19 protein-coding genes are annotated in these 21792 nt (G+C 43.8%); 8 read left to right on the forward strand and 11 right to left on the reverse strand.

The features are described 5' to 3' along the window. The first annotated feature begins 294 nt into the window (after positions 1-294). Together BJI48_RS01480 and BJI48_RS01485 are read left to right on the forward strand one after the other, a co-directional pair. Positions 295-792 carry a Plug domain-containing protein gene (locus BJI48_RS01480; protein ID WP_095331130.1) on the forward strand — a complete coding sequence of 166 codons (498 nt, stop codon included), beginning with the start codon at positions 295-297 and terminating at the stop codon, positions 790-792. Next, entirely contained in the window at positions 707-2257 is a 1551-nt protein-coding gene (locus BJI48_RS01485) for a TonB-dependent receptor (protein WP_143428752.1), read from the forward strand. Before BJI48_RS01480 ends, BJI48_RS01485 begins: the two co-directional genes overlap by 86 nt. Positions 2258-2833: 576 nt before the next feature. Here BJI48_RS01485 and flgG read toward each other — a convergent pair. The 7 genes from flgG to BJI48_RS01515 all read right to left on the reverse strand — a co-directional run bounded on the left by flgG (position 2834) and on the right by BJI48_RS01515 (position 12205). Beyond that, positions 2834-3622, reverse strand: coding sequence for a flagellar basal-body rod protein FlgG (gene flgG, locus BJI48_RS01490; RefSeq protein WP_095331134.1), 789 nt, complete (start codon positions 3620-3622; stop codon positions 2834-2836). A gap of 61 nt (positions 3623-3683) precedes the next feature. After that, positions 3684-4451: an ABC transporter ATP-binding protein gene (locus BJI48_RS01495; RefSeq protein WP_180763011.1), complete on the reverse strand. Its 768-nt coding sequence runs from the start codon at positions 4449-4451 to the stop codon at positions 3684-3686. Further along, entirely contained in the window at positions 4448-5437 is a 990-nt protein-coding gene (locus BJI48_RS01500) for an iron ABC transporter permease (protein ID WP_257874345.1), read from the reverse strand. Before BJI48_RS01500 ends, BJI48_RS01495 begins: the two co-directional genes overlap by 4 nt. Before the next feature lie 125 nt (positions 5438-5562). Next, a complete protein-coding gene (locus BJI48_RS09390; RefSeq protein ID WP_180763012.1) occupies positions 5563-5703 on the reverse strand; it encodes a hypothetical protein in 141 nt (46 codons plus the stop codon). Positions 5704-5714: 11 nt separating this feature from the next. Beyond that, positions 5715-8498 carry an isoleucine--tRNA ligase gene (gene ileS / locus BJI48_RS01505; protein ID WP_095331138.1) on the reverse strand — a complete coding sequence of 928 codons (2784 nt, stop codon included), beginning with the start codon at positions 8496-8498 and terminating at the stop codon, positions 5715-5717. Between the two features lie 154 nt (positions 8499-8652). After that, positions 8653-8898 carry an RNA-binding S4 domain-containing protein gene (locus tag BJI48_RS01510; protein WP_095331140.1) on the reverse strand — a complete coding sequence of 82 codons (246 nt, stop codon included), beginning with the start codon at positions 8896-8898 and terminating at the stop codon, positions 8653-8655. Between the two features lie 577 nt (positions 8899-9475). Further along, entirely contained in the window at positions 9476-12205 is a 2730-nt protein-coding gene (locus tag BJI48_RS01515; RefSeq protein WP_095331142.1) for a phosphoenolpyruvate carboxylase, read from the reverse strand. Positions 12206-12664: 459 nt separating this feature from the next. Between BJI48_RS01515 and ilvC the strand changes: the two genes are divergently transcribed. The 6 genes from ilvC to ruvX are packed head-to-tail and all read left to right on the forward strand — an operon-like array spanning position 12665 to position 17074. After that, positions 12665-13690: a ketol-acid reductoisomerase gene (ilvC, locus tag BJI48_RS01525; RefSeq protein ID WP_095331146.1), complete on the forward strand. Its 1026-nt coding sequence runs from the start codon at positions 12665-12667 to the stop codon at positions 13688-13690. Positions 13691-13698: 8 nt separating this feature from the next. Continuing rightward, positions 13699-14505: a septum site-determining protein MinD gene (gene minD / locus BJI48_RS01530; RefSeq protein ID WP_095331148.1), complete on the forward strand. Its 807-nt coding sequence runs from the start codon at positions 13699-13701 to the stop codon at positions 14503-14505. Then, positions 14502-14735: a cell division topological specificity factor MinE gene (minE, locus tag BJI48_RS01535; RefSeq protein WP_095331150.1), complete on the forward strand. Its 234-nt coding sequence runs from the start codon at positions 14502-14504 to the stop codon at positions 14733-14735. The genes minD and minE overlap by 4 nt, the downstream gene beginning before the upstream one ends. Then, positions 14735-15877 carry a divergent polysaccharide deacetylase family protein gene (locus BJI48_RS01540; protein WP_095331152.1) on the forward strand — a complete coding sequence of 381 codons (1143 nt, stop codon included), beginning with the start codon at positions 14735-14737 and terminating at the stop codon, positions 15875-15877. The genes minE and BJI48_RS01540 overlap by 1 nt, the downstream gene beginning before the upstream one ends. Then, positions 15867-16652, forward strand: coding sequence for a DNA-processing protein DprA (gene dprA / locus BJI48_RS01545; RefSeq protein WP_095331154.1), 786 nt, complete (start codon positions 15867-15869; stop codon positions 16650-16652). The genes BJI48_RS01540 and dprA overlap by 11 nt, the downstream gene beginning before the upstream one ends. Before the next feature lie 26 nt (positions 16653-16678). Next, positions 16679-17074 (forward strand): Holliday junction resolvase RuvX, encoded by a 396-nt coding sequence (ruvX, locus tag BJI48_RS01550; protein ID WP_095331521.1) that lies wholly within the window; start codon positions 16679-16681, stop codon positions 17072-17074. A gap of 357 nt (positions 17075-17431) precedes the next feature. Here the strand turns inward: ruvX and BJI48_RS01555 are convergent, their stop codons facing one another. Genes BJI48_RS01555 through alaS form a run of 4 tightly spaced genes read right to left on the reverse strand, consistent with a single transcriptional unit; the run spans position 17432 to position 21723 of the window. Then, entirely contained in the window at positions 17432-18391 is a 960-nt protein-coding gene (locus tag BJI48_RS01555) for an NAD(P)-binding domain-containing protein (protein ID WP_095331156.1), read from the reverse strand. Then, a complete protein-coding gene (ccoS, locus tag BJI48_RS01560; protein ID WP_095331158.1) occupies positions 18375-18596 on the reverse strand; it encodes a cbb3-type cytochrome oxidase assembly protein CcoS in 222 nt (73 codons plus the stop codon). The genes BJI48_RS01555 and ccoS overlap by 17 nt, the downstream gene beginning before the upstream one ends. Beyond that, positions 18593-19144, reverse strand: coding sequence for a septum formation inhibitor Maf (maf, locus tag BJI48_RS01565; protein ID WP_095331160.1), 552 nt, complete (start codon positions 19142-19144; stop codon positions 18593-18595). Before maf ends, ccoS begins: the two co-directional genes overlap by 4 nt. Then, positions 19141-21723, reverse strand: a complete 2583-nt coding sequence (gene alaS, locus BJI48_RS01570) for an alanine--tRNA ligase (RefSeq protein WP_095331162.1) — start codon at positions 21721-21723, stop codon at positions 19141-19143. Before alaS ends, maf begins: the two co-directional genes overlap by 4 nt. Positions 21724-21792: the final 69 nt, after the last annotated feature.

A 21792-nucleotide genomic window follows, 5' to 3' on the forward strand; every position in this document is an offset into this window, starting at 1 on the left:
AGCAAGCTGATCGTAAAAAAGTTCATCGCAATGGAGGCAAAGCCAAACTTTATGGGCTTTCCCACGAGGATTTTTGTCATCTCTTAGGCTCATTTAACGTATTTAGCAGAAAATACCCCGAAATCATCGAACTCCTAAAATCCCCAAAAATTTGGCAAGAGATACAACCCTAAACATACAAATTCCCGCTCCCCATCACTACTAAAAAATCACCTTACAAAAAGGGATTTTTTAGTGTTATCAAAGCAGATTTTATATTATAATAATCACTATCATAATATAAAGGATAAAAATATGAAATGGACACAAATACTATTAGCCCCTATCGCATTGGGTGCGATATTACAAGCAGACCCGCAAGAAGCGATGTTAAACAAAATCATCACGACTGCCACAGGGTTTGACACCCCGCTAAAAGATGAGGTGCGTAATATCTTACTCATCGACAAACAAACCATCAAAGACAAAGGCTACCAATCCATCGAGCAAGCCCTCCGATACGTGCCTTATGTAACATTTGCCAATCACGGGTTTTTGAAAAATGACATTGATTTGCGCTCTCAAGGCAAATATTCGTATTATTTTGTCAAAGTCCTCATCAATCGCGTCCCCATCAATACCATCAATAGCCACGGCTCCAGCCCGCTTGATGCGATCAATATCGAAGATGTAGAATCTATCGAAATTATTCCTGGGGGGGGGGGCAGTGGTTTATGGGAATGGCACACGTGGGGGCGTGGTCAATATTATCACCCGATCAAACCCCAAAGACTCCGCACATATCACACTTAAAGGTAATACTTACGAATTTAAAAACACCCTTTCGGGCAATCTAAGCTTGAGTTTAGGTAAAAAAATCACCGAAAAATTTTTCCTCAAAGCCAATGCCGGCTTTTCTGATGGCGGGGGATATGGAAAATTTTCCAAACAACGCAATGCCACACAAGGTCTCCAAGCCATCTACCAATTCACCCCCAACCAAACCCTAGACCTCAATGCCAGCTATGCTAGGACAAATGTCCTTGTGCCCGATCAATTATCACTTGCTGAACTCCAAACAGATAGGCGGGGCGCTTCTAGTCTTCGCAGATTCACAGATACTTTTCAAGCCTATTGGGCAGACTACCGAGCCAAAGCGGGGGTTTGGGATTTTGATATGTTGGGATTTTTTGAATCTTCCGATCAAACTGATGAGTATTTGAGCTTAGCAGGAACGAAGACCTATGGCGGGGAATTTGTCTCCTTGCAATCTGGACTTAGCTTCAAATCCAAACGCCAAACCCAAAACAACACGCTAATGCTAGGCTATGACCTCTCCTATTCAAACTCTGCGTTGGGCGAGGATAAGGCTGCAAGGCTGGCAAATTCGATATATTTTTTGGAGCGATACGCTTTTGTGCATTGGTTTGATTTGAGTGCGGGGGCACGCTATGAAAATAGCTATTATGAACTTAAAAAAAGTGCTAGCAAATTCAAAGGCGACAAAGACTTCCATAGCTATGCCATCGAAGTAACGCCGAATTTCAAATATTCGCCCACCGGCAATGTCTATGCCAAATATGAACGGGGTTTTGTTGCCCCCTTGCCGGAACATTTGGTCGCCACGAATGCTGACAAACAAACGATTGTCGGTCCTATCCACCCCCAGACATATGACACCTATGAGCTAGGCTGGAAAGATGAATTTGCCTGGAGTTATCTTTCTGCTACACTATTTTATACCCAAGCTGTGGGAGAATTTAACTTTAATTATGTTTATAGTTCTAATCATATGGTAGGTGCAGAATATTACAATGTCGGGGATACCCGCCGTATCGGGGTAGAAATCAACGGGATGCAAGATTTTTTTGATAGATTACATATCGGCGAATCCATCTCCTATGTCGATGCGACCATCATCAAAGACAAAGACCCCAGCGAAAAAAACAAAAAAGTTCCCTACACCAATCTATACAAAATCACTCTCAATATCGGCTATGACACTATCAAATCACAAAAAAATCTCTTGAATGTGTTTTTTAATACAAGCTTTTTTGGGCAAAGAGAAGATAACCAGCATAACAAAATGGATGCTTATATCTTATCGGATCTCGGGATGACCTACACAGCCAAACGCTCTGGAGCATCGCTAAGTGCGGGAGTAAGGAATGTTTTCAATGCGCTTTATATTGATTATGCGTATGGGACAAAACGGGGAACAACCTATCTCCCTGCACCTGAGAGGAGTTATTATGCAGAAATATCGTTTCGCTTTTAAATATTTGTCTTTATTGGGATATGTTTTACCCGACCAAAAGCTACTCACCGCTATAGCCAAAACCGATAAAAATAAATTGCGTGAGTTGTGGTAGCCAGAAAGCTTGGGGTGGGCAAATCATTTTAGGAACGAAACTGACCCGCCCGCCCATAAGCTTTGCCTATTGGAGCGGTCTTCAGATTCACGGCGTGAATTGAGTTCAAAATAATGAGGCTTCGCCTATTAGGAGGGGGCGGGTTCTACTTAGCAAGTTGCCCGCCCCCTTCCTAAGACCTCTTTGGGTGGGCGGGTCAGAAACCCACTGCACGCCCCCTTAGTAATTCCAGATGACAGGGCGTAGCGGGCTTTTTTGCTAGTGATTCCACACGACAAACCTTAGAAACTGGGTTGATAGGGCAAGCGTAGCTTGACTATAACTCGGGTGGGTGGGTCAGAATCCTTTAGGAATGGAGACAGGCTTTGCCTCTCGGTTTGGTCTTTAGATTCAGTTTGCAAAACTGAATCGAGTAAAAAATAGATGAGCCGGTCTTCAGGTTTGGATTTTAAAATCCAAACCGAGTAAAAATAATGAATACATTATCGCTTGAGATTATTGACCGTTTGGAGCATACTATCAGCGGTTTGGATGGATTTGGAGTTTGCCTCATAAGCCCGCTGACCCGTGATAAGATCGGTCATTTCTTCGACCAATTTCACATTGCTAAGCTCCAAAAATCCCTGCCGGAGTTGCCCAAATCCCTCATTACCCGCCACGCCGATGATCGGGTCTCCCGAAGCATTCGTATTGATATAGAGATTATCGCCTAAGCCGTGCAAGCCCGCAGGATTGATGAAATTAGCGATTTCGATTTGCCCAAGCACATTGCTTAGCCCGCCGTTGCCTTGCACGACGCTCACCGTGCCATCTGTGCCGATATTTATTTGCGTGGCGTCTTGAGGCACGGTGATTTGTGGCAATAGCAAATACCCCTCACTTGTAACGATATTGCCTTGATCATCAAGCTTAAAATTCCCGCTCCGACTATAGCCAATCGTCCCATCAGGGAGCTGGATTTGAAAAAATCCCTTTCCGGTGATAGCGATGTCAAGGTTGTTTTCGGTTTCTTTGGGGCTACCTTGAGAAAACATCTTATTCACAGCACCAGGACGCACGCCCAAGCCCACTTCGATCCCTGTGGGCGAAAGCGTGGTCTCGCTCGTGGCTGTCCCAGCGTATTGGAGGACTTGATAAAACAGATCGTTAAATTCAGCCCGTTGTTTTTTGTAGCCAGTGGTATTGACATTAGCGATATTGTTTGATGTGGTATCGATCTGGAGTTGCTGGCCTAACATCCCTGTAGTTGCGGTATATAATGAACGCATCATAGAAAATCCCTTTTGGAAAATTTTGAGAATTTCTAATCATACAAGCAAAAAAAATTCCAACTCAAAAAGCACGGATAATAGGCTGTTTGTTGATGAATCCCACCTCAACATCGATGCCATAAAGCGCACTCAAATTTTTCTCATTCATCACCTCGCCCACGCCCCCATTGCAAAAATTTTCGCCCTCTTTTAGCATATACACCTCATCAGCATACGCACTCACGAGATTGGGGTCGTGGATATTGATGAGAACAGAAAGGGATTTTTTTTTCACTTGGGATTTTAGCTGGCGAAATAACAAGGCTTGATTTCTAATATCGAGGTGCGAGGTGGGTTCATCAAGCAAAAGCAAGGGGCAATCTTGGAGCAAAGCCCGCCCCAATAGCACCATTTGGCGTTGCCCCCCGCTAAGCTCATTAATGCCACGATGTTTGAGATGGAGCACGCCAATTTCTTCCATCAATGCGGTGGCTATCTTTTCATCGCTTGCTTGGGGCGAGCCAAACAAGCCCATTTTGCGTGTCAAACCCATCATCATCACATCAAGCACGCTGTAATTAAACGGGCTCACCCATTCTTGAGGCACATAAGAAACATAGCCCGCCCGCAGGGGGATAGGAAGCTCCAAAATATTTTTTTGCTTTACAAAGACATTGCCAAAAGTGGGCTTGTGTAAGCCCAAAATATTATGGAATAGCGTTGTTTTCCCCGTGCCATTAGGCGCCAGAACCGCCGTGATCGTGCCTTTTTTTGAAACCAAAGAAATGTTTTTCAAGATCTTATTTTTGCCATAATCAAAGCTCAAATTCTTAATTTCTAAAACATTCATTGATGATTCCATCTATTGGCAAATTGGCTAAGCAAAAAGACAAAAAACGGCGCACCCAAAAGCGCTGTGATAATCCCCACTGGGAGATCATAAGCAGTGGCGGTTCTTGCGATGGTATCTGCCCCAAGCAATATCAAAGCCCCCAAAGCCACAGATCCCCCAAGCAAATCACGCATATTTGAGCCAAATATCACCCGTGCAAAATGCGGGACAACCAGCCCCACCCAGCCAATCGTCCCGCTCACACTCACGCTCAACGCACACGCAAAACTGATACACACGATACAGACAAATCGCATTTTTGATGGTGAAATCCCCAAAGATAGGCACTCGCTATCGCCCAAACCCAAGATATTGATCTTCCAGCGCAACAAAAACAACGGGATAAACCCGATCAAAAAGCCTGCCAAAGCGATGCCTACATTTCCCCAGCTTGAGAGCGAAAGACTACCCAAAAGCCAAATCACAATGGCTTGGGCTTTTTGCGGATCGACAAAAAACTTGATACTCCCGCTTAATGCACTCAAAAACGCCGAAAGCACCACGCCAGCAAGCACCAAAGAAACGCTAGAATTTCCAGCAAATCGCCCAATAACAATCACCAAAAAAGACGCCCCCATCGCCCCGATAAATGCCAAAATCCCCACAGGAAGACTCTCAAACAAGCCGATAGAAAGCGCACTCCCAAATGCAGCGCCTGAAGAAATGCCTAGCAAATAAGGGTCGATCAAAGGGTTTTTGAAAATCCCTTGCATTACCGCGCCCGAACCAGCCAACACCCCCCCTACAATCAGGGCTAAAATAATCCTTGGGAGACGGATTTCATAGATGATGACCCCATCACTGCTTAGGGGCGTGCCATAGGCGATATGCCCATAGATATTTGCAACCACATCGCCCCAGCCCACACTGCTTGCCCCCATAAACAAAACCAAAACAGCGAGCAAAACCACCAAAGAATAAACGATTAATTTTTTTAGAAACACCCTTTATGCACCCAATCCACTGCGACAAGAGGCACTATCGCCTGTGCTTCGCATTTTTTATGGGTAATCGTAGCGATAAATTATTAATAATAATAGATTTTTAATACTACTGGATACAAAAAACACTATTTTTTTGATTTTATTTTCAAAATATAAAACCCTGCAAATGCCACCAAACAAACCACCGCTATGGTAATAAAAACTTCTGCATAGCCAAAAGGCTCGCTCAAATCAAAAATCTTGCTATCTGCTATCTCAAATCCCATTTGGCGATCCCCTATCTTTTAAGAACCTCATCACAGCGCACACAAAGCTGATTTTCTTCCCCGCAAACATACCGCCAACAGCGTGGGCATCGGGATTTAGTTGTTTTAAAAATTACAAATTCCCTCTGGTTGCCCAGCGTTTTGGTCGCAAAACTTGCGATGATTTTTTCTTGTGGCAGGGTTGCAATATCCACCACCTCGCTCACGATCAACCATTCTGCCAGCCCATCAAAACCCTCGCCTTTAACACCAATGCCAAGCTCCAAAGAAGATTTGATGATTTTTTCTTTTTTCAACCCATCAATGGCCTCACCAAATCCTGCCCGAATCTCTATAAGCTCATCAAAATCAACACACAAGCTCAGATCAAAGCAATTTTGGAAATCGATTTTTTCCAAACCAAAAACATCATTCGCCTCGCCTCTGATAAGCTTGGGGGCATACTCCAGGGCTTCATCAATACTATAAGTCAAAATCGGTGCTAAAAGATGGAGTAAATTTTTGGCAATCACTGCCATCGCACTTTGATGGGCGAGGCGACTAGGGGTGTTTTTTACATCACAATACAAGCTATCTTTGCACAAATCCAGATAAATCCCGCTAAGCTCGTTGGTCAAAAATCCCATCAAAACGCCCAAGCCCTTGACAAAATCATACTCGCCAAAAAGCCTATTTACTTCTGTGAAAACCTTATCGGCGGTTTTGAGAATCCAACGATCGATTTGCCCTAAATCCCCATAGCCAACCAAGTCTTCCAAGTCGTTGGTATTTGCCAGCAAGAATCGGATCGTATTGCGTATCTTGCGGTATTGTTCGCTGATTTGTTTGAAAAAATTCATCGATACAGACAAATCGCTTTGATAATCATTCATCGCCACCCACAGCCTCAAAATATCGCTACCATATTCTTTGAGGATAAAATCAAGGCTGATAACATTGCCTTTGGATTTACTCATCTTTTCGCCATTTTCATCGACGGTAAAGCCGTGCGTAACGATAGACTTGAAAGGGGCTTTGCCATTAACGATACAGCTAAGAAGCAACGAGCTTTGGAACCAACCCCTATGCTGGTCGCTCCCCTCCAGATAAATATCCGCAGGATACGCCCCGCCATCGTATTTAGAGGGATTTTCATCTGTTTTTAGCACCGCACGCCACGTGCTACCGCTATCAAACCACACATCTAAGATATGCTTGCCTTTTTGGAGATCTTTGGCTTTGTGCGCCCAAGAAGCAGGAAGCAACTCCTCAATATTTTTCTCCCACCAAGCATCACAGCCTTCTTTTTCAAAAATACCTGCTAAATGCTCCAAAACCTCATCATCAAGCACACTTTCCCCTGTAGTCTTATCCCTAAAAAACGCAATCGGCACGCCCCAATCCCGCTGTCTAGAAATACACCAATCCGGGCGATTAGCAACCATTGTGCCGATACGATTTTTGCCCGTTTGGGGATAAAAGATAGTCGCTTCTATGGCTTCGAGTGCGATTTGGCGCAAGGTCTTCCCATCTCTAAAGGGCTTATCCATCAGGATAAACCACTGCGTCGTTGCCCGATAAATCACCGGCTCGTGCGATCGCCAACAATGCGGGTAAGAATGCGTGATTTTGCTGTGTTTTAATAGCGCCTTGTCTAGAAGTTTGATGATTTTTTCTTGGGCGGCAAACACGTGCATTCCCACAAATTCCTCAGGCAAAAGCTTTTCTTTGATGATGGTAGTATCAAAACAGCCCTTATCATCGACAGGCATTATGATAGGCAGATCATATTTCAACCCCGCATAATAGTCATCTTCGCCGTGTGCGGGGGCATTATGCACCGCTCCAGTCCCATCATCTAAGCTCACGTGATCGCCAAGAATAATCAGAGAGTCCCTGCCATTGAGGGGATTTTTGGCATAGAGTTTTTCGAGATCGTTGGCGTTAAATTCCTTGATAATATCCTTATCGACAATATGACTTTCAAAAAGCTTTTGATGGCATTCTTTGGCGATGATGTAGCCATTTTTTGTCAAGACATAGATTTCATTTGGCTTGAGCGCAATGCCTGAATTTGCCGGCAAGGTCCAAGGTGTCGTTGTCCAGATGACAATTGAAGCGTTAGCAATCCCTAGCTTGGCGCAAGTTTCGCTCTTGAGATCAAATGCCACATAAACCGAATCGGATTCTTTGTTTTTGTATTCGACTTCCGCATCTGCCAAAGCCGTCTCACAAGCCCAGCTCCAATAAATCGGCTTGCTACGCTCTGCCAAAAGCCCCGCTTGAGCGACTTTGCACAAAACCTTATAAATATCGCTTTCAAAGGCAAAATCCATCGTTTTGTAAGGATTTTCAAAATCCCCCAAAACACCTAGTTGCAAAAATTCATTTTTTTGGATCTCAATAAATTCACGGGCGTGTTCCCGGCAAAGCTCGCGGATTTTTTGCTTCGGCAGGGCGTCTTTTTTGTCTTTGCCGAGTTTTTTTTCTACTTGTTGTTCGATGGGCAAGCCGTGGCAATCCCAGCCGGGTGTATAGCGAACGCTATAGTCTTGAAAATAATAGTATTTCACGATAATGTCTTTGAGGATTTTATTGAGGGCGTGTCCGATATGCAAATGCCCATTGGCATAGGGAGGACCATCGTGGAGATTGAATGTTTTGGCATTTGCTTGCTCGTTTTGGCGTGCTTGCTTCATCCTCTCATAGGCGTTGGTTTTTTGCCATTTTGCAAATCTAGCAGGCTCGTTTAGCGGGAGGTTTCCCCGCATAGGAAAATCCGTCTGGGGGAGGATAAGCGTATCTTTATAATCCATCAAAGAATCCTTGTGTAATTAAAATTCAATTATATTTTATAAAAAACTCTCTAAAAGTTTGTTTTACTTTGGGTGCGAATTTTGGGCGGTGATTTTTGGAGCTTTTTGGGGGCTTTTCACGCTAAAGGCTCAAAATGGGTTTAAAATCTAGCCATCAAATTTCAATAGCGTATTTTTGGCTCTGGGATTTTGGCACGCTTTTAAGAACGGGGATTTCTAGCACCTTGTATCGCTTAGACCCATCAAAATATTTTAGCTCAATCACATCGCCAACCTTGACATCCCGGCTCGATTTTGCCACGCTCCCATTCACACAAACCACGCCACTATCGCACATATCTTGGGCGATGGAGCGCTTTTTGACAATATTGGTGGTATTGATGAATTTATCAACTCTCATAACAAAACTATAGCCCAAAAATGATAAAAAACGTATATTTTATTTATTTTTATTCGGTTTGTTTTGAAAAAACAAACCTGAAGACCGGCTCATCTATTTTTTACTCGATTCAGTTTTTTCAACAAAAAAATGAATCTGAAGACCACTCCGCAAGATATGAAATCTTGCTTCGCTCCTAAAGTAATCATCTCATACCCAAAGCGTTGCTTTGTGTATTGGAGATAAGTTTTAAAGGTTTTTATCTATTTTCTACTCGATTCAGTTTTTTCAACAAAAAAATGAATCTGAAGACCACTTCAACGGGCAAAGCTTATGGGCGAGTGGGTCAGTTTCGTTCCTAAAGTTATTGGGTTATTCCCAGCTTCGCTGGTCATCAACCCAGTTTTATAGGTTTTACTCGGTTTGCGTTGCAAACCTGAAGACCATTCCACAGGGAGTAAATCCCCCGCTCCATTTCCTAAAGGATAGGGTTATAGTCAAGCTAACGCAAGGCTATCAACTTGGGGTAGGTGGGTAAAATTTTTAAGGTTTTCATCATACTTGCTCAATTTGCAACCAAGCAAAACATCAAAATACTTCACCCCGTGTTTCTCATCCCTTGAGCGATACCGACAATCGTGCTGTGGATTTGCTCCATCAGCCTATTTTTTTGGTCGTCATAAGCGGAAAGATTATATTTTTTGATGAGTTCGATTTGCAAGAGATTGAGTGCGGTGATATAGGGCTTTCTTAGCAAGATAGAATCCCGCAACTTCGAATCATTTTCTAGCAATTCTTTTTCTTGACGCACAAACAAAATCAGTCGCATCGTTTTGTCGTATTCGGTTTTTATCATCTCCCAAATACGGCAAGCAATGGCAGGATCGCTAACAAATTGATTATAGCGCTGGGCAATGGTAATATCGACTTTGAGGAGGGCTTGAGAGATATTATCAAGCGTGGTTTTGAAAAATTCTGATTCTTTATAGCAGGCTTGGAGTTCCTCTGTGTTCCCAATGATTTCCAAACCACTCCCTAGCCCATACCACGCCGGGATAATGCTACGATTTTGTGTCCAAGCAAACACCCACGGGATAGCCCGCAAATCCTCTACTCTGGCGGTGTCTTTGCGTTTGGAAGGGCGTGAGCCAAGGTTGAGTTGTTGGATAAAATGAATCGGCGTGGCTAGCTTGAAATACTCCATAAAGCCATCGGTTTGATACACCAATTCCCGATATGCACGATAAGAAGCTTGGGAGATTTGTCGGATCGTTTGCCATTGGAGCGTATCGATATGGCAGATGTTTTTGCTGGTCTTGATATTTGGCAATGCCCCAGAACAAAAACTATCGTAAGTAGATTTTTTCAGCAACGCCCCCATCGTGCTGGAGAGATTGGACTCTGCGTTTTGGGGATTGAGGTATTTGGAGCTGATAACCTCGCCTTGCTCGGTGGTCTTGAGTATCCCGCACACGCTTTTTGGTGGCGAGGCAAGCAGTGCCGATTCTAGCGCACCACCCCCACGGCTCACACTCCCGCCCCTGCCGTGAAAGAGAACAAAATCAATGCCAAGCTCCTCGCCTAATTTCATCAGCTCAAAAATCGCTTGATACAAGCTGACATTGCTGGTAAAAATCCCGCCGTCCTTGCTAGAATCTGAATAGCCGATCATAATCTCTTGAGTCATCTTGAGATCACGCAGGTAGTGGGCATAATGCTTATTTTGGCTCAATGTGATGATAATATCTTTGGCACGCTCTAAATCATCAATGGTCTCAAACAATGGCGTGATACGTATCTTCGCAGGGATTTTTTGGGCTATGGCGGGATTATCGCTAGCGTGATGGGGGCTAGGTTGCCAAAGATTACTTTGTTTGGCAAACCAAAGCGCACAGAGCATATCACTAGCTTCTGTAGTCATCGAGATGATAAAGGATTGGATGATTTCTTCAGAGATATGTTTTTTTGCCCAGCCAATCCGCAAAAACGCTTCCAAGATGTTTTGGGTGTCCTTGCTAACCCTATCGATGATGGCTTCTAGCTCGATTTTGGGTCTTTCTAGGGCAATGCCAAGAATCTCAAGCTTTTTTTCTTCACGAAATTTTCCAAAATCACTATCAGAAATCCCCAGCAAACAAAAAACCTCGCTGATGGCATCAAGTAGCATATCCCGATGTTCTCTAAAATCAAGTCGCAAGAGATGAAACCCGCCTAAAAGAACGAGATTGCGAAATTCTTTGAGGTATTTCGCACTGAGCGCATCGAGATTGTTGATAAGCAAATCAATATCACTCAGGAGTTCTTTGGGCGTTTCATAGATAAAATCAATCGGATTGGGCGAATGGATGGCGATCAAACGATTTTTGAGCTTTTTTTCCATCAAATGGAGCTTGGCTCGAAAGGGTTCTCTACCATAAAGCTTATAACTGGTTTGTCCGAGTTCGTTTTTTTCACTTTCTAATGAGCGCTCTAAGTCTTCTTTGATAGGGAGAAAATCTGTGGAGATGGAGAGCTCTCGCTGGAGTCTTTTGATTTTTTCCAGATAGATTTTGATGATGAGTTCGTGCTGGGTGCGCATTACTTGGGTCATTAGCTCGTTGGTTACAAAAGGATTGCCATCTCTATCCCCGCCTATCCAGCTCCCTAACTGGATTGGGGAGGTTTCCAAAGGCTTTTGGAGGAGATTTTGGATAAAGCCTAGCACCTTTTGAGAACTCCGCAAAATCGAACTTTCCACGATGTATAAAAGATTATCAAGCTCAAAAAGGACTTCTAGCTTTTCGCTCCTGACAAGATGGCTTTGCCACAAGAGATGGAGGCGGTATTTGAGATGTTGTTTTGCTTCTTCATCTTTGAATGCAAAGATTTTATTGAGATCATCGCTGATTTCGTGGTGGGCTTCAAGGAATGTGCGTCTTCTTGATTCTGTAGGGTGGGCGGTAAAAACAGGGTAAAACTGCATTGTTGCTAGGATTTTGTTGATGTCTTGTTTGCTAAACCCCTCTGTGATGAGTTCATCATAAGCTTTTTTTATCCCAAACACAGGCGTTTGGCTCGCAAGATTTCGCCGTTCTTCAACGATATTAATAAGGATATTATAAAGAGAAAATGCCTTGATAACCTCAAAGGTTTTCTCAGAAATATTGATCGCTTCTAGGATGGATTTGATTTTTTCTTGGGATTTTTTTTCAAACATTAGCTCTTGATGGAGGCGCAAAAAAAACTCCATTACTTCAGGGTTAAATTCTTCAAGCATTTTTACCATCACATCGTGGATAAAATCCAGCTCAGCTTGGAATTGTTGATTATTTTGTTGATTGTTTTGCATAAAATGCCTTTATATTTATTTTTACTCGATTCAGTTTTTGCAAACTGAATCTGAAGACCACTCCGCAAGATGTAAAATCTTGCTTCGCTCCTAAAGTTACCATTTCATACCCAAGCGTTGCTTGGGTATTGGAAATAGATTTCTAAGGTTTTTAGTCCTGAAACTGCTTGCCTTTGTCGTTGCTTGTGTGCTGTGAAAAATCGGAAAATTTTGACCCGCCCACCCAATCGTTGAAGTGCGACCGCCGATTTTGTTTTATTATTTGAATTCGATTCGCTTAGCGAATCTGAAGACCACTCCGCAGGGGAGCAAATCTTCTGCCAAGCACGCACGATTATAGCACACATAAACCAGCCATTTGATTGCAAAATGGAAACAAAATTCTTGTCTTAAAAGTAACTACTAAGTTTCCTTAACATATAATCGTAGAATTTATTTCAAAAAATCAAAGGATGTAAGATGGCTTTAAAAGTTTATTATGATAAAGACTGCAATTTGGCATTGATCCAAAAGAAAAAAGTTGCGATTATTGGTTTTGGCTCTCAAGGGCACGCTCACGCAGAAAACCTCAGAGACAGCGGGGTCGAAGTCGTTATTGGGCTTTATAAAGGCGGGAAAAGTTGGGCAAAAGCAGAAGCGAAAAAATTCAAGGTCTTAGAAGTGGGCGAAGCGACCAAATACGCCGATGTGATTATGATACTTATCCCTGATGAACTCCAAGCAGATGTATTTGAAAGAGACATCGCCCCCAATCTCAAAGAAGACAAAATCATCGCTTTTGGACACGGGTTTAATATCCATTTTGGTCAGATAAAAGCCCCAAAAGGCGTGGGTGTGATGATGGTCGCCCCCAAAGCTCCCGGTCATACCGTAAGGAGCGAATTTCTAAAAGGTGGCGGGATTCCTGATTTGATTGCTGTGGAGCAAGATACTTCACGGGGCGATACCAAAGAAATCGCTTTGAGCTATGCAAGTGCGATTGGCGGGGGCAGGAGCGGGATTATCGAAACCACATTCAAAGATGAGACCGAAACCGATCTTTTTGGCGAACAAGCTGTTTTGTGCGGGGGCGTGAGTGCGCTGGTGAAAGCGGGGTTTGAGACCCTCACAGAAGCGGGTTATCCCGAAGAAATGGCGTATTTTGAATGCTTGCACGAACTCAAGCTCATTGTCGATCTGATCTATCAAGGGGGCTTAGCCGATATGCGTTATTCCATCTCAAACACCGCTGAATACGGCGATATGATAAGCGGTCCCAAAGTAATTGGCAATGAAGCAAAAAAGGCGATGAAAGGGATTCTCAAAGACATCCAAGATGGCAAATTTGCCAAAGATTTTATCTTGGAAAGAAAAGCGGGCTATGCACGGATGAATGCAGAGAGAAAAAACTTGAGCGAACACCCCCTCGAAAAAGTGGGCGAGCGTTTGCGTGCGATGATGCCCTGGATCGGTGCGGATAAGCTTGTAGATAAAAGCAAAAACTAAGGCAAATAATGGCGGAGGTAATCACGATAACTTCAGGCAAAGGCGGGGTGGGCAAAAGCACGGCGACAGCGAACATCGCTGTGGGCTTAGCCCAAAGTGGCAAAAAAGTTGCGGCAGTCGATTTTGACATTGGTCTGCGTAATCTCGATATGATATTGGGGCTAGAAAATCGTATCGTTTATGATGTTGTTGATGTGATGGAGGGCAAATGCAACCTTTCGCAAGCCCTCATCAATGACAAAAAAACAAAAAACCTTTATTTTCTGCCCGCCTCTCAAAGCAAAGACAAAAATATCTTAGACAAACAAAAAGTAAAAAATCTCATTGAAAGCTTGAAAAAAGATTTTGATTATGTCTTGCTAGATTCCCCTGCTGGGATTGAAGGCGGGTTTGAACACGCGATTTTTTGGGCAGATCGTGCATTGGTAGTCGTTACCCCAGAGGTGAGTTCGGTGCGAGATGGGGATCGGGTGATTGGGATTATTGATGCCAAATCTGATCGGGCAAAAAATGGCTCAGAAGTCCAAAAACATATCATCATCAACCGCCTCAAGCCCGAATTGGTGCAAAAGGGCGAAATGCTCTCCAACGAAGATGTCCTCAACATCCTTGCCTTGCCTCTCATCGGTCTTATCCCTGAAGATAGCAAAGTCGTTTCAGCCACCAATGCAGGCGAGCCTGTAATTTATGGCAATAGCCCTAGTGGGGAGGCCTACAAAAGAATCGTCAAGCGCTTGCTCGGTGAAGCAGTCGATTTTCCTGAATTCAAATCCCAAAGTGGCTTTTTGGGGGCATTCAAAAGGTTGTTTCAATGAGTTTGCTCACAAAATGGTTTGGCAATGATGGGAGTGCTAAGATTGCCCGAGATAGACTCAAGATAGTTCTAGCCCACGAAAGGAGCGTGAAACTGCCCTATATGGAAGATATGAAACGAGAGATTTTAGAAGTGGTGCAAAAATACACCCACGCTTCAAAAATCGACATCAAAGCCGACTCCAACCAAAATATCGATACATTAGAGGTCGAGATTATTCTGGGAAAATAATGAAAAAAAACCTCGTTTTTGTTTCATTATTATTGTTTTTTTGCTTGATGTTTGGGGCTTTTGCATCGGGTTGGCTGGGCGGTTCGCTAGGGGATTCGCTAGAAAATTCAATGAAAGGCTGGCTAGGAAGTGAGCAAAAAAATGCACCAAAAAGTTCGCTAGATACGCATTCCCAAGCTAGTCAAAACGATGTTATTATCATCAATGCCAAAGAAATATCCCTGCAAAATCTCTCGTCCCACCCAGAAGAGGGGGATTTTCAAGATTGGGAAAATGCTTCCCTCCCGCCCTCTATCCTCGATACCTTAGAAAAAACACCATCACAACAAAAATCCCCCAAGAAGACACAACACCCCGCTAGCTATCCTAATACCTCAAAGCTTTCTGCCCCAACACCCCACCCTGAGAGCGCAAACACCCCCACACCGCCAAAAAATCTGCCGAAAAAACCCGCACCCAAAAACGCTCAAAAACCAAAGCTAGCGATTATTATGGACGATATGGCTTACCCTTGGCAACTCAAATCCCTCCACCAGCTAGGGTTAAAGATCACGCCATCATTTTTCCCCTACAATGATGACAACAAGCTCACGCCCAAAATGGCAGCCAATGAAGCATTTTATATGGTGCATTTGCCACTAGAAGCCTTGCATTTTTATCAAAGCCCGCATAGATGGATAAAAACAGGGCAGACACCAGAGGAGATTGAGGACTATATCGCCCAAATCAAGCACGATTTTCCCAAGCTCGCTTTTATCAACAACCACACCGGGAGCAAGTTTAGCGCGAGCTATCCGGATATGAAAAATTTCATCGACATCTTGGAAAAATACGGCATTACGTTTGTAGATTCTCGGACGACTGCAGACACCAAAGCCCCTGAAATCTACGCTCAAATGCAAAAACCCTTGCTTTCGAGGGAGGTTTTTTTGGATAATCACGCCAATACAAAAAAAATCCTCCATCAAATTAAAATTGCCATTGCCCTAGCAAAGAAAAAAGGCTATGCCATTGCGATTTGCCACCCGCACAAAGAAACATTCCACGCCCTTGCTATCGCAAAGAAATCGCTTTTTGATGGCGTCGAATTGGTTACTATTGATACGATTTTTGATGAGGTGAAAAAATCCTATGCAAAGTAATTTTGTTTTTTCTCCTCTAGGGCAACTCCCCCCATCGCTAAGCACCATTCCCGATGCCCCAAAATCGCTGTATTTTGCCGGCAACACACAGCTTTTGGAAGCAAAATATAAAATCGCTATCGTAGGCACAAGACGCCCGAGCCACTATACGAAAAATTTCACTTCCCTCCTCGCCCAAAAGATCGCACAAAATCACGGCGTTGTCATCAGTGGCGGGGCTTTGGGCGTGGATATCATCGCCCAAAATGCCGCACTCCCCTATACGATTATGGTATCTCCGGCAAGCCTTGATAAAATCTACCCACCATCAAATGCCCCGATCATCTCACAAATTGCCCAAAAAGGGCTGATTTTGAGTGAGTATGAAAAGGAATACGCCCCCAGAGATTACTCCTTTATCCAGCGCAATCGGCTCGTGATCGCCTTGAGCGATTGGGTGGTGATCCCTGAGGCAAATCTCCATAGTGGCTCGATGCAGAGTGCCAAATTTGCCAGAAAATACCAAAAGCCTATTTTTGTTTTGCCCCAACGCCTCGATGAAAGCACGGGGACAAATTTTTTGCTCCAAAATAAGCTGGCAAGCCCGATCTATGACATCGATGCGTTTATCGAGATGGTTTTTGGCGTGCGAGAAAAAACCGATGATGTGTTTTTGAAATTTTGTGAAAAATTGCCCACATTTGAAGAAGCCTATCTGATGTATGGTGATTTGGTTTTAGAATATGAGCTTGATGGTAAGATTACCCGTGAAAATGGTCGTTTGAAGGTGGTTTGAGGGCAATGGTGAGCAATGCAAATGGCGTGATAATAGGCTGTGATGTCGGGCTCAAAAGGATCGGGCTGGCTGGCTATATTTCTGGTATCATCTTGCCATTTGAGCCGATATTACGCAAAAATCGCAATCAAGCCAGCCAAGAGGTTACTAGTTTTTTGCATTCCAAAAATGCCGAAAAACTTATCGTAGGTATCCCTGATAAAAATACCTGTAGCGACACTTATGCGCGGATCACGCATTTTATTGGCTTGCTTGCATTTGGAGGCGAAATCATCTATGTCAATGAAGATTTTTCTAGCGCAGAGGCGTTCGAGCATTTGCTCCATATGGGGAGAAAATCCAGAAAACAAGCCCAAAAAGATGGCAAACTCGATTCATTAGCAGCGTGTGAAATCTTGCAACGATATGTCGAAAGCCTCTGAAAACTTGCCCACTCCCTTAGTGAGTGAGATGACAGGGCGTAGCGGGCTTTGGTTTGTTGGGGGATAAGATTTAAATACCTTAGAAAATTTGCCCGCCCGCCCCAAGTTGATAGCCTTGCGTTAGCTTGACTATAACCCCATTCTTTAGGAGCAAACACCGATTCAATCGGTGGTAGCGATCTTCAGATTCGGGCTTTAACCCGAATCGAGTAAGCAAAATGAAAACCTTAGAAATCTATCTCGAATATTCAAGCAAGCTTGAATATGAGATGATTACTTTAGGAGCAAACGGGGCTAGGCTCCCGTGAGTGATCTTCAGATTCACGTTAGTGAATCGAGTAAAACATAATCAAAACCCTAGCCGATTCTATTCTTGATTTCTTTGATGATTTCGTGTCCGTGATTGAGTGCCGTGGCGATGGAAGCGCCGGATTTGAACAAAATATCACCCGCTACAAACAAATTCCCCACCGAGCTTTCAAGCTTGTCTGTCGTGATAGGGATATTGTTAGCGTCCAAATCAATACCGCATTTTTTCAAAAAATCCACAGGCGCTAAACCACCGATAGCATACACCACCCTATCAAAAACCTCGCTATTCCCATCAGTAAAAAGCACCTTGATTTTCCCCTCTACATCTTCAAGCCCGGTAATATCAATACCCAGTTTTGTCTTGAGCTGCCCATTTTGCATTACTTCAGCGAGATTTTGGGCGTTGGATTCATTGATCCGACTAAATTCGCTTCGCCTGTAGTTGAGCGTAGTATCGGTGATGGTGCATAAATAACACGCATATTCAACGGCAGAATTTCCCCCGCCAACGACGAGGATTTTTTCGCCCTCTTGGCAATCATTGATGTTATAAACGACTTTTTTTAGCAATGTGATAGGGATTTTGTAGGCGGGCTTGTTTGGTTGCCCCATTTTGCCGATAGAGACGACGATATAGTTGGCTTGATAGACCTGATTATCCGTCGTAGTGAGGACAAAGCCCTCGGGCGTTTTTTTGATGGATTCGATTTCTGTTTTGAAGCAAGCGTGAATATTGTGATTTTTCAAGATTTCATCAAACAATTCCAACGTGCTTTCTTTCGTGCCATCATCAAAAAAGATATTCCCATTGAGTTCGACTTTTTGCCCTTTGTAGTCTTTATCGACGCGCTTGTTATCTTTGTAAAATTTCCTAATCGTAGTGGAATGCTCTTCGCCTTTTTCAAACAAAATAGTGTCTTTGATACCGCTAATCACGCTTTCAACAGCCGATGCGATCCCGCCCGGGCCTGCCCCGATAATAGCCACGTCATAGGTTTTGTTCATCTTTGCTCCTTTGGATATGTTTTTGTTTTTCTTCTTTTCTAGCGGCTTCGTTGAGATCATCGACACCATCAAAAAGCACGCCTTGTGTCATCTTTTTTTCATCATCAAACTGCCCGCTCCTAAGCCCCCACAAAAAAGCGACCAACCCAAGAAATCCTATCATAATTGAAACGACTAACATCACAATCAAAACGCTGGTGCTCATATTATCTCTAAAAAAGGTAAAATTTTCTCTACAGAAAGCCCCATAGCAGTGCTTGTAAGCCCAACTTGGGATTTGATATAACGCTTGTGAAAGCCCTCAACCATCACACAACCTGCTTTTCCCATCCAGTCTTTTGAATCCAAATAATCACGCAAGTCTTCTGGCTCAAACGCATAGAGTTCATATGCCGTTACTGAGATGTCGATAAAATCAATTTTAGGGGCGTGATACATCATACACGTGAGGATTTCGATGGTTTGGGCATTTTGCTTATTGAGAAATGCTACTGCTTCGTTGGTATTTTTCGCCTTGCGTTGGAGTTCGCCTTGCACACTGATGACACTATCTGCGACAAGCACAGGGCTTTTGTCTCCAAATGTCTCTAGGGCGGCTTTGAGTTTGCCCGCTGTGGCTTCATAGACAAATTTTTTTGGGTTTTTTGTCTGGATACTATCTTCATCAAAATCAAGCGGTTTTTGGATAAATGCCACGCCAAAATCCCGCAATAATTTTGCACGTGCTAGCGAAGCAGAAGCAAGGATAATCAAATATTCTCCTCAATCTTTTTTTGGGCAAAATCTTTGGCAAAATCGAGAGCTTCGGGGATTTTGGATGGATTTTTGCCCCCAGCCGTGGCAAAATCGCTCCGCCCACCCCCGCCACCTTCAAGGATTTTTGCCACCGCTTTGATCCATTCGTTTGCATTGATGGGTGCATTTTTGACCCCGCAAGCTAAGGAGAGTTTTTCTCCCTCTTGCCCGCCTTGATAGATAAGCAAGATAGCGATTTTTTCGTTTTGATTTTTGGCATTATCGATGATTTCTTTGATGTTGGCACTACGGGTTTGAGCGATAATGATAACAACACCATTGATACAAGCACTCGGGCTTAGTTCATCAGATGGCTGGGTTTTTGCAAGCTCTTCTTTGAGTTCTTTGATTTGGGTTTTGAGTTTTGAAATCCCTAGCGAAATATCTTGATTTTTGAGGAGTTCTTTTGTTTGCCCTAGCGTATTGATGGCATTTTTGCCATACACATACGCAGCATTCCCGCATACCGCTTCAATCCTACGCACCCCGCTACTCACGCCCGATTCTTTGGTGATATAAAAACTCCCAATAAAGCCCGTATTTTGCACGTGAATGCCCCCGCAAAGCTCGCAAGACTCACCAGCAAAGCTCACCACCCGCACGACTTCGCCGTATTTTTCGCCAAAAAGTGCCATCGCACCTTTTGCTTTGGCCTCTTGGATACTCAGATGCTCGGTGGTAGCAGGGATATTTTTGCAAATCATCGCATTGACTTCTGCCTCGATGGTTTGGATTTCTTCTTGGCTGAGTGCTTTAGGGTGTGAAAAATCAAATCGCAGGCGCGAGGCTTCCACAAGACTGCCTGCTTGGGCGATATGCTCGCCTAGCACTTTCCTCAAAACAGCGTGCAAAAGGTGCGTAGCACTATGGTGCTTGATGACTTCAGAGCGATTAGGATCAACAATGACATCCAAAACCTCGCCTGGCGAGATGGTTTCAAATGGGCGTATCAAAGAAATATTGAGTCCAAAATATTTTTTGGTATCCAACACATCGGCGACTTTTTTGCCCGCACGATACAACTCCCCCTTATCGCCGATAGGCCCGCCAGATTCGGGATACAATGGCGTCACATCAAAAACGACAAATCCCTCGCCCGCTAGGCTGGCGACCTTTTTATACGAACGATCCAGCAAGGCAATAACACGACTGGTAGTCTGGCTGTATTCGTAGCCATTGAATTGATTTTCTCCAAATTCATTCAAAATCTCTAAAAAATCGCCATTTTTGACCTCATCGCCACTCCCTTTCCACGAGGCTTTTGCACGGCTTTTTTGCTCCTGCATACAAGACTGGAATGCCACTATATCAATGCCAATGCCCTCATCTTTTAGCATATCTTGGGTCAAATCTAGCGGGAAACCATAAGTATCATAAAGCTTGAATGCGACCTCACCGCTAAAACACGCCCCTTTTTGGAGTGTTGTAAGCTCTTTTTTAAACATCTCCATCCCCGCTTCTAGGGTCTGAAAAAATCTCTCCTCTTCCGCCTGGCATTGCGCCATCAAAATAGCCTGTTTTTCTAGCAAATACGGGTAATGCCCGCCCATTTGCTCGCAAACTTTCGCAACGATATGGTATAAAAATGGCTGGTTTAGCCCCAGCAAATACCCGTGCCGAATCGCCCGCCTGAGGATTCTTCTTAGCACATAGCCCCGACCCTCTTTGTCAAAATTCACCCCTTGGGCGAGCAAAAAACTCACCGCCCTAGCGTGATCGGCGATCACGCGAAAACTCGCCCCGCTTTCATAAACATAAGGCGTTTTTGCAAGCCTAGAGACTTCCTCTATCAAGGGCATAAAGATCGATGAATCAAAATTGCTTTTTTTGCCCTCTAAGAGCGCACATACGCGCTCTAATCCCATCCCTGTATCGATACTTGGCTTCGGCAGGGGCGAAAGCGAGCCATCGCTATGGCGCTCATACTGCATAAAAACAAGATTCCAAATCTCTAAAAATCGATCGCCATCCCCGCCAAAATAATCCTCTTCAGAGTGAAAAAACTCTGCCCCCTGATCGACAAATATTTCGCTACAAGGCCCGCAAGGTCCCGTGTCTCCCATCTGCCAGAAATTATCCTTATCGCCCATCCGCTTGATCCTACTAGGGTCGATGTGTTCGCACCAAATCTCATAGGCCTCATCGTCTTTTTCGTGGATACTCACATAAAGCGCACTTTTGGGAAATCCCAACTCTTGCGTTACAAACTCCCACGCATAGCCAATCGCTTCTTTTTTGAAATATTCTCCAAACGAAAAATTTCCCAACATCTCAAAAAGCGTGTGGTGGCGTGCGGTATAGCCAACATTTTCGAGGTCATTGTGCTTGCCACCTGCACGGATACATAGCTGGGATGAGGTGGCTTTTTTGATCGCAGGGGCGGGAACTTTGCCCGTAAAAATATCTTTAAACTGCACCATCCCCGCATTGGTAAAAAGCAAACTGGGGTCATCAGGGACTAAAGGCATACTTTCATAGATCTGGTGTCCCTTAGAATTAAAAAAATTTAAAAATTTTGTTCGGATATCACTACTCATCGTTTCCCCAGTTTGTAAGTTCGCTATTTTTGGATTATCTTATGCAAAATTCTATCCAAAATGTGTTTA

Source organism: Helicobacter sp. 11S02596-1, assembly GCF_002272825.1.
Taxonomy (GTDB): domain Bacteria; phylum Campylobacterota; class Campylobacteria; order Campylobacterales; family Helicobacteraceae; genus Helicobacter_J.